Source organism: Arthrobacter sp. NPDC058097, from assembly GCF_042884885.1.
GTDB lineage: Bacteria > Actinomycetota > Actinomycetes > Actinomycetales > Micrococcaceae > Arthrobacter.
In genome coordinates this window covers 189,322-203,767 of record NZ_JBHVSZ010000011.1, presented here as the reverse complement: position 1 = coordinate 203,767, position 14,446 = coordinate 189,322, and the positions used below count along the sequence as shown (strand labels likewise).

Annotated in this window: 11 protein-coding genes and 1 pseudogene; 9 read left to right on the top strand and 3 right to left on the bottom strand. The window is 65.0% G+C overall.

Annotation, left to right across the window (positions count from 1 at the left end):
- Positions 1 to 34 precede the first annotated feature (34 nt).
- Positions 35 to 1,414 carry an ABC transporter substrate-binding protein gene (locus tag ACFVTE_RS19090; protein ID WP_387103044.1) on the top strand — a complete coding sequence of 460 codons (1,380 nt, stop codon included), beginning with the start codon at positions 35 to 37 and terminating at the stop codon, positions 1,412 to 1,414.
- Positions 1,415 to 1,519: 105 nt separating this feature from the next.
- Positions 1,520 to 2,542, top strand: a complete 1,023-nt coding sequence (locus ACFVTE_RS19085; protein WP_387103042.1) for a LacI family DNA-binding transcriptional regulator — start codon at positions 1,520 to 1,522, stop codon at positions 2,540 to 2,542.
- A 467-nt stretch (positions 2,543 to 3,009) separates the two neighbouring features.
- Here ACFVTE_RS19085 and ACFVTE_RS19080 read toward each other — a convergent pair whose 3' ends face one another.
- Positions 3,010 to 3,696: a TetR/AcrR family transcriptional regulator C-terminal domain-containing protein gene (locus tag ACFVTE_RS19080; RefSeq protein ID WP_387103040.1), complete on the bottom strand. Its 687-nt coding sequence runs from the start codon at positions 3,694 to 3,696 to the stop codon at positions 3,010 to 3,012.
- A 215-nt stretch (positions 3,697 to 3,911) separates the two neighbouring features.
- On the opposite strand from ACFVTE_RS19080, the gene ACFVTE_RS19075 reads away from it, so the two are divergent.
- From ACFVTE_RS19075 to ACFVTE_RS19065, 3 genes are all read left to right on the top strand, one after another.
- Positions 3,912 to 4,166, top strand: a complete 255-nt coding sequence (locus ACFVTE_RS19075) for a hypothetical protein (protein WP_387103039.1) — start codon at positions 3,912 to 3,914, stop codon at positions 4,164 to 4,166.
- Positions 4,166 to 4,615, top strand: coding sequence for a hypothetical protein (locus tag ACFVTE_RS19070; protein ID WP_387103037.1), 450 nt, complete (start codon positions 4,166 to 4,168; stop codon positions 4,613 to 4,615). The genes ACFVTE_RS19075 and ACFVTE_RS19070 overlap by 1 nt, the downstream gene beginning before the upstream one ends.
- 130 nt (positions 4,616 to 4,745) lie before the next feature.
- Positions 4,746 to 5,159 carry a hypothetical protein gene (locus tag ACFVTE_RS19065; RefSeq protein WP_387103035.1) on the top strand — a complete coding sequence of 138 codons (414 nt, stop codon included), beginning with the start codon at positions 4,746 to 4,748 and terminating at the stop codon, positions 5,157 to 5,159.
- 114 nt (positions 5,160 to 5,273) lie between these two features.
- Here ACFVTE_RS19065 and ACFVTE_RS19060 read toward each other — a convergent pair whose 3' ends face one another.
- Positions 5,274 to 6,398, bottom strand: coding sequence for a response regulator (locus ACFVTE_RS19060; protein ID WP_387103033.1), 1,125 nt, complete (start codon positions 6,396 to 6,398; stop codon positions 5,274 to 5,276).
- 499 nt (positions 6,399 to 6,897) lie between these two features.
- Here ACFVTE_RS19060 and ACFVTE_RS19055 point away from each other — a divergent pair, with 499 nt between their 5' ends.
- The 4 genes and pseudogenes from ACFVTE_RS19055 to ACFVTE_RS19040 form a co-directional block, all read left to right on the top strand.
- Complete coding sequence (locus ACFVTE_RS19055; protein WP_387103032.1) at positions 6,898 to 9,948, top strand: response regulator; 3,051 nt, start codon at positions 6,898 to 6,900, stop codon at positions 9,946 to 9,948.
- A complete protein-coding gene (locus ACFVTE_RS19050; protein ID WP_387103089.1) occupies positions 9,945 to 10,853 on the top strand; it encodes a diguanylate cyclase in 909 nt (302 codons plus the stop codon). The genes ACFVTE_RS19055 and ACFVTE_RS19050 overlap by 4 nt, the downstream gene beginning before the upstream one ends.
- A 326-nt stretch (positions 10,854 to 11,179) precedes the next feature.
- On the top strand, positions 11,180 to 11,356 hold the full coding sequence (locus ACFVTE_RS19045) for a CsbD family protein (RefSeq protein ID WP_387103030.1): 177 nt from the start codon (positions 11,180 to 11,182) through the stop codon (positions 11,354 to 11,356).
- A gap of 391 nt (positions 11,357 to 11,747) precedes the next feature.
- Positions 11,748 to 11,951 (top strand): annotated as a pseudogene (locus ACFVTE_RS19040) (PLP-dependent transferase); the annotation flags it as partial.
- Between the two features lie 688 nt (positions 11,952 to 12,639).
- Here ACFVTE_RS19040 and selB read toward each other — a convergent pair.
- Positions 12,640 to 14,445 (bottom strand): selenocysteine-specific translation elongation factor, encoded by a 1,806-nt coding sequence (gene selB, locus ACFVTE_RS19035; RefSeq protein WP_387103028.1) that lies wholly within the window; start codon positions 14,443 to 14,445, stop codon positions 12,640 to 12,642.
- Between the last annotated feature and the right edge of the window lies 1 nt (position 14,446).

Below are 14,446 nucleotides of genomic sequence, written 5' to 3'. Positions count from 1 at the left end.
GCGACTTGGAACAACACTTCAAAGGAGAAACCCTATGAAACAATCCCTGCGACACATGACCGTCGCACTAACAGCATCAGCCATCCTCACGACCGCCCTGGCCGGATGTGGCGCATCCGAGGGCAGCACCGACAAGTCCGGGCCGGGAGCAATCACCGCCGTGACCGACGACCAGCTCAAGGGCGCCACATTGCAGATGTCCAACCCCTTCGGCAACTGCCCGGAAGCAACCGGCACCAACACCGACCTGTCCAAGGCCGTGGGAGAGTGCGCGACCCTGCAGACCCTGGTGAACAAGTTCAATGCCGACAACAAATGGGGCATTAAGGTCCAGCGCCTCGGTGGCAGCGCCTGGGACTCCTACTATGACGCCTTGAACACTGCCTTCGCTGGCGGCAACCCGCCGGACGTTGCTGTCATGCACGGGTCCAGCCTGGTCGATTACGCCAAACGAGACCTGCTCGTACCGCTCGATGACCTCGCCGGAATTACGAAGCTTGATACGAATGACATCGCCCCTGCCGCAAAGACAGCCATCGGATACAACGACAAGACATACGCCGTGCCCTTTGACGTGCACGCCATCCTCGCCCACGTCAACGTTGACATCTTCAAGGCGGCCGGGCTCGTCGACGCCGGCGGCAAGCCCAAGCTGCCCACCTCGACCCAGGAATTCCTGGCTGACGCCAAGACAGTCAAGGAAAAAACCGGCAAGAACTTCATGGCCGTCGCGCGCTCGGGCGACCAGCTTGGCATCCACACCCTACACAGCCTGATGCAGCAGCAGGGCGGGGACTTCCTCAGCGCCGACGGCACCAAATCAACTCTCGACTCACCGCAGGCCCGGACAGGCCTGTCATTCCTGGACGAGGTCTTCAAGTCAGGCTACGCGAACGGCAATCAGACCTACGACGCGGCCGGGCAGTCATTCCTGAACGGAGACGCCGCCATGCTGGTCAACGGCACCTGGGTCGTGGACGAGTACAGCAAGAAAGCAGAGTTCAACTACGAAGCCACGAACTTCCCGACGCTATTCGACAAGCCAGCCGTATGGGCCGATTCGCACACGTGGGTGATCCCCAAGCACGCGGACGCGGATCCGGTGAAGTACCGTGCCGCGGCGGAATTCCTGTCCTTCCTCAATGCAAACGACAGCGCTTGGGCCCTCGGCACTGGCCACATCGCTGCACAAAAGTCGGTGCTGAACAGCGCAGCGTACAAGGCAGCCCCGCAACGGGCCAATTACGCAGAGACGGGCCTGAGCATTGCCCACGCCGTGCCGCACATTGCCAGCTGGCCCGCCGTCGCAAAGGCAGTGCGGGACGCCATCGAATCGATCTGGTTCCAGGGACGCCCAGTTGAGCAGGCTCTAAAAGACGGCGACAACAGCATCAACGCAATTCTGACCAAATAGCCGCCTCGGGCGGGACCGGCACCGCCGGTCCCGCCCCGGGCGCCCCTGACATGGCAATCTGGATTCAGCAGACCCGCACAACCAAGGAATCATCCAGGAGGAAACATGGGAACAAGCATGCGAGACGTCGCGGAACTGGCCGGTGTCTCGCAGCGCACCGTGTCAAACGTCGTCAGTGGCTACATCCACGTCAAACCCGAAACCCGGGCCCGCGTCCAGGCAGCGATCGACAGCCTGAAGTACACACCGAACATCTCGGCTCGAAGGCTAAGGCAGGGCCGGACAGGCATCCTCGCCCTCGCGCTGCCGGAAATAGCTGCCCCCTACTTCGCTGAACTCGCCGACCATGTCGAACAACGGGCCGCCGAACTGGGTGTGACGGTCCTGATCGGCCAAACCGGAGGCATCCGGGACCGGGAGCTCCTGGTCCTGCGCGGTTACCAGTCCAACCTCATCGACGGGCTGATACTCAACCCGCTCTCCATCACCGCCCAGGACCTCGTCGATGAAGAAATTGATTTTCCGGTCGTCCTCCTGGGCGAAAGCCTGGAAGCCAGCGGGGCACCCGTCGTGCACGTCTCTGTGGACAACGAAGCGGCCGCCGCCGAAGCAACCCAGCATCTGATCGACATGGGACGACGCTCGATCGCCGCGATCGGAGCCTCGCGCAACATGGCCGTGTCCGGCCCCGCCACGCACCGGCTCCGCGGGTACCTTGCAGCCATGGACCGCGCCAACCTCCCCGTCACCACCGAAATAGATTCCGAGTCAACAGCTTGGACCAGGGCCGCAGGCTACGCCGCGGCGCAGCGGCTGCTGGACCGCAAACCGGACATCGACGCCGTATTCTGCTTCAACGACACCCTCGCATTCGGCGCCCTCAAGTGCTTCCTGGACAGAGGAGTGAAAGTCCCACAGGATATCGCCATCGTCGGATGGGATGACATCGAAGAATGCTCCTATTCCAGCCCGGCGCTCACCTCGATCTCTCCCGACAAGGCAGGAATCGCCAAGACGGCTGTCGATATTCTCCTTGCGCGCGTCTCAGGCCAGACCATCAATCCTGCCGACCCCGCCGAAGTAAGAGCAGACTACAAACTCATAGTGCGGGCCAGCACAACCGGATAAGAATGATGCCCGCGGCTTGATCGGCACCCGCCGCTACCGGGGCACAGCCCCCGGTAACCCAGATCCGCCGCGCCCGTCGCGATGTTCTGCACCGCCATTGCGTCCGTTTCCAAGCCGCCCTCACGCCGCCCGAATGGCCGTCAGCATGCCAACGCCCGCTGACAAGACGTTGCCGGTAGTCCCCTCCACTGTGGCCAAGCCCACGCCAAGCGCGAGGAACTGCGCCACAACGGTGATGCGATCAAGGACGCCTTCCAGATGCTCGGCCTGACGTGGAGTAGCGAATAGCTGCTCGCCCGGCACTCCGTGCCCTGGCTTGACGAACTGTCAATTATCGGCGCTTACTTTGGGCCGTCATTAGGTGAGGGAATCACACCGGAACGGACGGTCGAGCTGGTCCAGCGGGCGGCAACAGAATTCCCAAGTCCGTCCTTGCCCGCGATTACGGGATCAGCCGGGAGCCCCCATTATTTGTCCGCTGCTTTGAGGGCTGCTGCGAGGCCGGACAGGAGGATGTTCAGTCCTACTTCCAGTTCCCGGGCGCCGTCATAGTCGGCCAGCACCGGGGCCATTGCCCGGAGCCGGGGAAACTCCTTGGCCGGGAGATGATACAGGCCCAGACGCAGGACCGCATCATTTTCGTCAGGATCCACCACCAGTTCCTGCAGTTCGTTGAGAAGGTGTCCGTAGAGGAATGCGTAGAAGGCCCGGTAGACGTGCAGGGCGGCTGCGGGCGTGAAGCCGGCGTCGATCAGCAGCGAAAGGATCTGCTCCAGCGGCCTGACGGTTCCGTGCGGGCGCAGGCCCAGCGGAGTCGACAGCGGCCGGGTCACCAGCAGCGGCACGACGTTGGGGTGCCGGAGCGCGAGCCGCCGCATATCGTGGGCGACACCTCGCAGCGTAGCCTGCCAATCCAGCCCTCGTGGGACGGACAGTTGGCCCAGAACCAACTCAGTGAGGCCGTCCAGGAGCGCTGACCGGCTCTCGGCGTACCGGTACAGGCTCATCGGGTCACGGCCCAATCTCTGCCCGAGCCTGCGCATGGTGAGCGCTTCGAGCCCTTCCTCATCGACCAGTTCCAGGGCCGCGGAAAGCACTCTTGCCCGGTTCAGCCGGGCCTTCCGGCCGGAACCGGTCGTGCTGCTCTCGCTCATGGCTGGATCCTTTCCGCATACGCCGGCCCGGGAACAGGATGCCGCTTCCGTTCTCCACCTCCGAAGTCTACAATGTAGGCATACGGGTGCAAAACCCGGCCGGCCGTGTAGCGGCGATCCGGTGAACAGCCTCAGCGCCCAGTGCAGGGCGCCGAAGCACAGCTGCTGCAGCCACGCGGCAGCCTTACCTGCACCGGAAACGAAAAGAGCCAGCCATGGCCGTTTCACAGTTCGATCAGTTCCTTCGCGACGCCACAATCTGCGACCCCGACTCAGGGGCCACGCTCGAACGCGACCGGCTCTACGGGCTTTACATCAGCTGGTGCACCGTCACCCACACCAGGCCGCGAAGGGAACGCTCCTTCTGGGCAGCGATGCGCCGGCGGGTAGACCCCGACCAGAACACTCTGCGCATGAAAGGCCCCGCCGCAGCCGACTATCTCCTGTCCAGCTACCCCAATCTGGTCTGATGCCAGCCACGGTCCCTTCCGGCAGCCATTACCCGGCCCAAGGTCACCAGCCACGCGGGCAGCGCCCATGGTGCATCACGTGCGGCACCGACCAGCACCTGCTCGCAGAATCCATCACCGTCCTGGACGCGTCGAGCGGATCCATGGCCGTCGCATTCAGCTGCACCTCTTGCTGCGGCTCAAGCGCCCTGGCAACCAACGCAGAGTTCCTCGCACCGGTCCTGGCCCGCTACCTCGGTCCGGACGAGGACGTCTTCCACCTCGGCTCCGTATACATTCACTGCCGCGAACCGATGACCCCCGCGGGCCCGGCGCGCCGGCTTTTGGAACGTCCGGTTTGCACCGAGCCCGGCCCGGCTGACTTCCTGGGCGCCTATTTGCAGACCCGGGTCCTGCACTGCACGTGCGGATTCCAGCTGGAGCCGCCCCCGCCGCCAGTCCAGCCGTGAGCGGATGACGGAATCAGGGTTATCGGCGCTAGAGCAACGGCAGTAGAAGTAGCTGCGAGGACAGCCGTTACCGGTCGTCAGATCCGCGTGGTTGGCGTCTTTGGCAGGACGCAGCTGGGAGACTGTCCTCGTGAATATCGACATCAAAGCCATGCTCCATCGGGTCGTGGACCAGGTGTTCGACGAAAATTTCACCGTGTCGGAGGTCAGTTCCAAAGTCGATTCCTGGCTGCACGGTGTTCACGTGAGCCGTGTCGACAAGAACCGCATCGCAATCATCCGAGCAAGCTACGAATGGATAGACGCCTTCGTCCCAGAGCTGAACGTCCAGGCAACTCTTTTCGACTACGACGACGTGGAGCTGGAGAAGGAGGCCGACCTCCGGAGGGTCTGCCGGGTTATGCGCGCATACCTTGAAGGCAACGGACACGTTGAGGAACGGCGGCGGTTGTTCCGGCGTGGCACGACCTCCGTATTGAGGATCGAGGTCGACGGCTTGGAATGGCGTCTGGGCGGGAACCATTTCGTGGTGCCTTACCCGTAGAGCCGTCCGTTCGCGACATCCGCCGGCCTGCCGCTGCCGAGCGCGACCGTAAGCTTGAAGTTGCCGGCGGTCAGGTCACAGGCGCAGTCCTGCAGCAGCGATCACGCAAGAAGCCTAGGCCGGGATGTATCCGCCGTCGGGGAGGTAGAGGCTGACGGTCGTCCCGCCGTTTTCCCCTGGTTCGATGTCCAGCCGGCCTCCGTGTGCGGCCGCTATTCGTGCGCAGGTGGCAAGGCCGAGTCCGGTGCCGGCCGGGTCACCTTCCCTGTGCAACCGGACCAGGGGCTCCATGACCCGGCGGCGGTCCTTTTCGCTGATGCCTTTGCCGTTATCGGACACGCGCACCACCACACCATCCTCCACAGCGTGCCCGGATATCCGGATGACCGGCGGCACCTGCGGACGGCGGTAGGCGGCGGCGTTCTGGATGAGGTTCTGTAACGCCACCCGCATCTGCACCGGGTCCCCGGTCAAAACGAAATCGGTGCATTCAACGGAAGCACAGGCCTGGGTCAGTCCCTGGCGCAAGTCCGTCGTAACGTCGCGCACCAATTCCGCAAGCGATACCCGGGTCCGTGAGAGTGACCCGCCGACGGAGGCGAATCCAAGCAGATCATCGACCATGGCCAGCATCCGCCTGCCACTGGAACCAATGATCGCGAGGTACTCCGCCGGGTTGTCGCTGTCAGGCCCGTCGTCCATTTCTGCCAGCTCCACATAGCCGAGAAGTGACGTCAACGGGTTGCGAAGGTCATGGCTGACCCGGCCGGTGAATTCGGCCAACCGTTCATTGCTGGTCCTGGCCGCCCTAAGGGCGCCGGCCAACTCCCGGTGCAGCGCGGTCACCCGGCGGGCGGCCACGAGCCGGGTGTGCAGGACGAAAGGATCAAGAGGCTTTGTCAGGTAGTCATCGGCCCCCGCCTGCATGCCGGCCAGCACATCCTCACGCCCATCATGGGACGTGACCAGCATGATGTACGTATAAGAATCGGTTTCAGCTGCCCTGATGGCCCGGCACAAGGCCAGCCCGTCCATGCCCGGCATCGCCAAGTCCGTGACCACCACATCAGGCCGGCGCTCCCGGTAGGTCTTCCAAGCCGCTTTCCCATCAACGGCCGTCAGGCACTCATGCCCTGACCGTTCCACAGCAGCCCGGGCAACCAACAACGACCCCGCATCGTCATCAGCGACCAGAACGGACAGTGGCTGCATCGTATTTAACGAGCCGGAGCCAGACATGGCTCCTCCGAAAGCACGACCCACGGTTACAGCCTTCCTGTCCCTGCCACTAGGCTTCCATTCCACGTGCACACCCCCGCCACGCTCGCTCGCGAGGCTTCCTGCCCCGCGCGGGGGCAGGAAGCCTCATAGATCCTGTTATCGCTGTTCCTGTTATCGCTTTGACTACATTCTTACCCCTGAAGTACCGGTGAACGGCTTTTGCTGTGCGGGGGGGTGTCAACGGGAACGATCAATCCCGTCGGCTAGGTACCTGGGAGCGTCACCTGGGAGCGTCACCTGGGACAGAACCCGAGCAGGTGGCGGCAGTACGCCCAGCGCCCGTCAGGAGGCCTAACCCACAAACGGGGCTGTACGGGCTGGGCCGAATCCGGGCGATTTCCGACTGGTCGGGCCTATCATGTAACTGCGTCTCCACCTAGGTCTCGGGTGGGCTCCAGCGCCCGGATTTTTCCGGGAGCCGGCAGGTCTCAGGGCGCAGCTATGGGGAGGGTTACGCGTGTCTCAGAGTGGTCTCCTGCAGCACCGGCCCGCCGGCAGCCGCAACAAAGCGCCCGTGAAGTGGACGGCCGTGCTGACAGTCATCGGTTTGGCCGCGCTCGGCCTCTTTCTTGCGGTCAACAGCGGAACTCCGGCTGCGCTGGTGACCGGTGACGTCGTGATTCTGGCAGCGTCGCTGCTGGCCTGCGTGAGCTGTGCCCGGGCGGCGCGTCGCGGGGGTGCCAATGCCAGGGCCTGGACCTTTATGTCGGCGGCGGCTTTCATCTGGGCTGCGGGAATGGCCGTCTACACGTCCTTCGGCCTGGCCAATAGCCATGTGTACCCCTTCCCCTCCCTTGCTGACGCCTTGTTCCTCGGATACTCGGTGCCCGCCGTCGTCGCCCTGTTTGCGTTTAAGAGGCGCGGCGGCAACCATGTGGCGCTGTACCGGGCGGTGATGGACGCGGCGGTGATTGCCGGATCCGTCCTGGTGGTCAGCTGGTTCGTGGTGCTAGGCCCGGCGTTCGATGCCGAGGGTGATCCGCTGTCCCGGTTGACCGGGATGGGCTACCCGGTGGTGGACCTGGTGATTACGTCGCTGGTGCTGGTACTGGCAGTACGCCGGCAGCCGGGCGAACGGTTGTCGTGGTTGTGCTTTGGCGGCGGCCTGCTGGTATTGGCCGTGACGGACAGCATCTACGTGCGGTTAACGTTCGAGGGCGTCACGGGCACCACGGGTTCTCCTCTCGCGTTGGGCTGGATCGTCGCGTTCCTCCTGGTTGCCCTTGCGCCGCTGGCGCCGTACCGGGAGGGCGCCGGGCCGCGCAGGCCGGGCTATACCCTGGCGCTGGAGCTGCTGCCGTATGTGCCGCTGCTCGTGGCGGTGCTGCTGTTCGCAGGCCCCCACTTGGCGGAACTGAACCCTTTCCTGCTGGCGGTGGGCGCTGCCGTCCTCGTCTTCGTTATGGTCCGCCAGGTGCTGATCATCCTGGAGAACATCACCCTGACCACCGGGCTGGAGGATGAGGTGGCCGTCCGCACCAGGGAACTGGAGGCGGCCCGCGAGGCGGCCATGGAGTCCAGCCGGTTGAAGTCGGAGTTCCTTGCCACCATGAGCCACGAGATCCGCACCCCCATGAACGGGGTGGTGGGGCTGACGGCACTGTTGCTGGAAACGCCGCTTGACCCGACCCAGAGGCAGTACGCGGATGGCGTCAAGGGGGCCGGTGAGGCTCTGCTGGCCCTAATCAACGACATCCTGGATTTCTCCAAGCTGGAAGCCGGCAAGGTCGACCTGGACGTGCGCCCCTTCGACCCTCGGGTCCTCGTGGAGGAAGTGGCCGGGCTCCTGGCCGGACCGGCGCAGGCCAAGAATCTGGAACTGATCGCCTTTTGCGAACCCGAGGTGCCGGCCCGGCTGTTGGGCGATTCCGGCCGGATCCGGCAGGTCCTCCTGAACCTGGCGTCCAACGCGGTGAAGTTCACGGCCTCCGGCGAGGTGTCCATCAGAGTTAAGACGGAGAACCCCGGTGCCGCTGCCGGGAGCACCGCGGCGGTGTACTTCGAGGTCCGTGACACTGGTATCGGCATTGACCCTTCCCAGCACGGCAGGCTCTTCCAGTCCTTCTCCCAGGCCGACGCGTCCACCACCCGCCGATACGGCGGCACCGGGTTGGGCCTGGCCATCTGCAGCCGACTGACGGACGCGATGGAGGGCGAAATCGGCCTCGACAGCACCCCTGGGAAGGGCAGCACGTTCTGGTTCCGGCTGCCGCTTCCGGTGGCGCCCCCGTCCACGGACCCGGTGCCGGCGGCCGTCTTCCTCAACGGCCTGCGGGTGCTGGTGGTGGATGACAACGCCACCAACAGGCTCGTGCTCGAATCCCAGCTGCGCGGCTGGCGGCTCCAGCCCGAAGCCGTCCCCGATGCTGCCTCGGCACTGGCCCGGGCCAGGGAGGCGGAGGCTGCCCGGGAGCCTTTCGACCTGGCCGTCCTGGACTTATGCATGCCGGGCACGGACGGGCTGGAACTGGCGCGGAGCATCAAGGCCGATGCCGGGCTGGCTGCTATCGAATTGATCATGCTTACGTCCACGATGCAGGTGAACGCTGCCGAGATCAGCCAGGCCGGCGTCCGTGAATGGCTGATGAAGCCGGTCCGAAGCTCTGAGTTCTACAACCGCCTGGTCCGTCTAATGTCCACACACCATCCTCCAGTTCCGGCGTCCGCGCCTGCCCAGGCGGCTCCGGCGCAGGACGGGCCATCACGCGGCCGGATCCTTGTCGTGGAAGACAACGAGGTGAACCAGCTGGTAGCACGGGCCACCGTCAGCCGACTGGGATATGCGGTGGACGTGGTGTCCAACGGCGCCGAGGCCCTGTCCGCCACCGCCGATTTCCGGTACGCGGCCGTGCTGATGGACTGCCACATGCCGGTGATGGACGGGTTCGAGGCCACCCGCCGGATCCGGCAACGGGATGGCAGGCATCCCCGCCAGCCGATCATCGCGATGACCGCCGGAGCCCTGGACGGTGACCGGGAACGATGCCTCGCCGCCGGCATGGACGACTATCTCGCCAAGCCCGTGGACGCCGCCGCGCTGCAGGCCACGCTCATCCGCTGGGTCCCGGACCGGGAAAAGGGGGTTGTTCCCGAGCCTGTCCCCCAGCCGCTTGCTGTCACGGGCACCGCCCCGTCAGCGCGCACCGCGGCAACACCGGCCCTAGACCAGGACAGGATCACCATGCTGCGGGAGCTGGGGCCGGAGGACGGCCGGGGCCTGCTGCCCGAGGCGGCGGCTGCCTTCCGCCGGGACCTGCCCGCCCGGGTGGGTGCGCTCAAGACGGCAGTGGACGACGGCGACGGACCGGCTCTGGCACAGGCTGCGCACGCGCTGAAGGGGGCCGCTGCCAATATCGGGGCGGCGGCCGTGGCAGGGATCTGCGCCGAGCTGGAAGGGCTGGGCCGGCGCGGAACACCCGGCGGCGGGACCCCGCTGGTCCGCCGCCTTGAGGAAGAGCTGGAGCGGCTGGACGACGAACTGGACGCGGCGCTGGAGGTGGCCCCCTGAAAGTACTGGTAGCCGACGACGACCCGGGGTCATTGCTGGTGGCCAGGGCCGCCGTCGAACGTTCCGGCCATGACTGCCTCACCGCCGCGGACGGTGACCAGGCGTGGGCGCTGTACCTGGAGCACCAGCCGGACGTGGTGGTCACCGACTGGATGATGCCCGGACTGGACGGGCTGGCGCTGTGCCGTGCCATCAGGGCACGCGAGCAGGAGCTGTACACCTACGTGGTGCTGCTGACATCGCAGGGGTCGCGGGACGACGTACTGGCCGGGCTGGAGGCCGGCGCCGACGACTACGTCACCAAACCGCTGGACCCGTTCGTCCTGCACGCCCGGCTACTGGTGGCCCGACGCATCACCACCCTGCACGCTGACCTCGCCCATTACCGCAAGGTCCTGTCGCGGCAGGCACGCACCGACCCGCTGACGGGCCTGCACAACCGGCTCAAGCTCTCGGAGGACCTCGAACAGCTGCACCTGCGGAGCCACCGGTACGCGGAGGAGTACAGCGTAGCCATGTGCGACGTGGACAATTTCAAAAGCTACAACGATGTCTACGGCCACCAAGCAGGAGACCTGGCACTGCGGGCAGTGGCGGCCGCGCTCCTGGGCTCAGTCCGCAAAAGCGACGGCGTGTACCGGTACGGCGGCGAGGAATTCCTGCTGGTGCTGCCCCAACAGTCGGCCGCCGCAGCGAAAGCACTGATGCACCGCGCGCTGAACGCCGTCCGCGATCTGGCCATTGCGCACGCAGGTGATCCATCCGGCCAAGTGCGGATCAGTGCCGGGATCTCCTCGTTCAGTCTCGAGCACCCGGTCGATGCCGACACTCTCCTGGGCGAGGCCGATGCCGCCCTCTACGCCGCCAAGTCTGCCGGACGGAACAGGGTGGAACTGGCCAAGTAAACCGGGTCAGGTAGACGGACCAGCCTGGCAAGGCACTGCAACAGCTGCTCCATCCTGATGGATGGCATCGGGCACTCAGCTACCCGTCCAGCCTTACAGAGTCATCATTGTCGGCGCTAAAACCACGGGAGTAGAAGTAGCAGCGATAGCTCCCGTCTATCGCCTGATCTGTCGTTTTATGGGCGGAACTGGCGGTGCGCGATGGTCAGCAATGTGAGCCGTCCTGGCAGCCGAGCATCCGCCGTGTGCTTGAAAACTTGTTGCTAAGCATGCTTATGATGTTTCTAGCCGAATGCGAACGGCTGCCAACCAGAGGAGGAAACACCATGGGACTGGGCGACAAGATTGAGAACGCCGCTGAGAAAGCCGGCGGCAAGGGCAAGGAAGCGGCCGGTGCCGCCACGGGCGATGAAAGCCTGCGGACCGAGGGCCAAGCCGATCAGGCCAAAGGCGATTTGAAGCAGACCGGCGAGAAGGTCAAGGACGCTTTCAAGAAGGATTGATCAACCTGCAGTAAAGGGCGCACCCAGCGAACGGGGTGCGCCCTTTGCCTTTGCCTGGAAGATCCCGGCCCTTGGTCGAAGCCGTGCCTTGCCTTGAACCTCACGAGCAGCCTTCCTTCTCGGCGAAGGTTGACGAAATCTTTGTTATCGGTGTTCGGTTTGAGACGTCAGTAGGTACGCGAATCCAGATCTCGCGCGAGCCGATGACTCGTGGCACGTTCCGGTCAGGCAGACGGAGACCCTGCGAAATGCTCATTTCGCGGGGCTCCTCTGGTGGTTCGGCTCCTCCGCCTGTTGGGCAAGCGGGAGTTGCTGTTCTCAAAGTTATAGACGGCGGGCTTAGCTCTACGAGTGTTGGTAGGCGTGGCACAACAGCGCCGGATACACCCCGGGAACTGCGCAGAACACTGCGGTGGTTCCGATCTACCAGTCGGCCGCGTTCGAATTCGAGAATTTCGAGGCCGCCAAAGAGATTTTCGCTTTGCGCCGTACAGGTAACCTCTACGGTCGGGCGGGTAACCCTACTGCTACTGTGCTGGAGCAGCGGATCAAATCCCCAAAAAACTTTTCGAACGTCATGTGCGCCGACCCATAAACACCCATGAACAGGTAACGAACAACAACCCGTCCGTCCAGCAAGGCAAGGAGGCCGCCGGCCACAGCACTGGCCAGCAATGAAAAAGGCCCCCGAAGGGGCCATTCACCACACAAAATGTGCACACTCAGAGGCTAAAAACCCCCCTGAACAGGGGAAAGACGTGCCCGAGGTGGGACTCCAACCAGCCCGTCGCCTTTAGAATCCCGCCTTCACCGGAAAACATCCCCAACCCGACACGCTCCGACGCCTGTACAACCGAATCCGAAGCCCAGGGTGTGGACACCGTCCACACCCTCTTTTGTGAGCATTGTGAGCCACGACGGACCCGAGTGAACGGTCCCTCCGGACGTGGAGAATCCCTCACCACCGCCGTCCGCCACTCTGCCCACATTCCCTGGCAGAGCCGGAGTCCGACACATGACCTGGGCCGGGCGCTTCTGTCCCGAACACGCCGGGGGATGGGATTTAATGAACGTCATAGCGTTGAGACCTCCTTCGAACCTCTAATGGGCCAGGCGATCGAAGAGGACATGGCCCCGAATCCTACCCCGCAGACTGCATTGGTCAGCCAAGGTGCTCAGCGCGCGCCCAGGACGACCTCGCCGACGCCGGATTCGGTAGCACTGCGATCTGCATCGAGGCGTTCTGATCGATGGTAACCAGGACTTCGTGACTCTGGGTCTGATCAGCCATGGCCGCGCCGCACCTTGCGATGGCCTGCATCCAGGCGCTCGGTCCAGCCGCGGGAATCGAGATGCTCCAGCAGCGGAACCGCAATCCGGCGCGTTGTTCCGAGAGCCTGACGCGCCTGGCTGGTGGTGAAGGGCTGCTCCAAGCCGGCGAGGGTTCGCATCGCAAGGGCCGGCGCCGTTGGCAGCAGAACCACGCCGTCACGCAGCCGCAGCAGGCGACCCGTGCGTTCGGCTGCAGCCAGCTCGCGCGTTCCTAAGCCCAGTGCGGCCAGTTCCTCGGATTCCGGGGCCTGAAACGCATGGGCGGTGAGTCTGCGCTCCAGCTCGGCGATTGCCGGTTCGATCGGGCCAAGGTTGCCCCGGCTGCCAACCAGCCGGACGTGGCCTGCGTCCTGTTCCAGGGCAGCCCCGCGGATGACATGGGAAAGCAGCCTCTCGTCGGGCAGGCGAAGCAGGTCGCGGGCTGCCCCCTTGGAAAGGCCTGGCGCCAAGGGATCACGTTCCTGCAGCGCCTGCACTGCGCTGCGAAGCTGGTGCTGCCAGGCCTCAAGGACAGGAGCGTGCACCCACCAGTCATCAAGTTCCTGTACGCCGGGCGGCGCCTTGGGGCGGTCCCCGGACAAAAGCCCGAGCCGGCGCAGATGCTCCAGCTGAACGGCTTTGCGTGCTGCGACCTCCCCCAGCACGTCGCCCGCCGGGGCCATGCCTGCAAGCCGCTCGGCCCAGTGGGCGCCGTCGCCGCGCCGCCGCAAGGCCGGCGGATCGGCGTCCAGGATGCGTGCCCCGCCCAGCACGGAGCGGCTCCCGGGGTCACGGAGCACCAACCGGTCTCCCAGGACGAGAGGCAGCTGCCTGTCGAGGGCGAGCCGGGCGTGATCAGCGCCGAAAGGACGCAGCCGGGCTGGCACGGACGCGGTGCCGACATGGACCGTCAGCTGCTCCGGCACATCCGTATAGGCCACACCCGTCGTCCGTTGGATGCCCAGGACTCCAGTGGTGGGCCAGGCATCGGGGGTAAGCAGTGAGTCCCCGCGCCGGATGTCCGTGGCGGAAACGTCGCGCAGGTTCAAAGCCACACGGCTCACCGGCGCCACCGAGGTGTACGAGGTGTCGCGGCTTTGCAGGCCACGGACGACGACGGACCGGGAACCAGAGTGACCAAGCAGGGTAAGCCGGTCCCCCTTGACGATCGTTCCTGCTGCCAGCGTACCAGTCACCACCGTGCCGGAACCGGTGATCGTGAACGAGCGGTCCACCCACAATCGGACCCGCCCACCGGTGGCGGGATGCGGCGCGCTGGCCAGAACGCCGTCGAGCGCTGATCGCAGGTCGGCCAGGCCGGTCCCGTCGATGGCGGACACGGCAACTGCCGGGGCGTTCCCCAGGCCAGTCCCGGCCAACTCCACGCGGGTCCGTGCCAGCACGTCCGCCACCCTCTGGCTGGACGCCCGGTCTGCGCGGCTGAGGACCACCACGCCATGTTCGATACCCAGCGCCGCCACGGCGTCCCGGTGGTCGCTCGACTGCGCCTGCCAGCCTTCGTCCGCGGCGACGACGAAACAGACCACCGGAGCCGGCCCGATTCCGGCAAGCATGTTGCCAAGGAAACGCTCGTGCCCGGGGACGTCCACGAATGCAACGTCCCGCCCGGACGGCAACGTGGTCCAGGCGTAACCCAGGTCGATGGTCAGCCCGCGGCGCCGTTCTTCTTCCCATCGGTCCGGCTCCATGCCGGTAAGGGCGCGGACAAGGGTGCTCTTGCCGGAGTCCACATGTCCGGCCGTGGCAACGACGTGCACT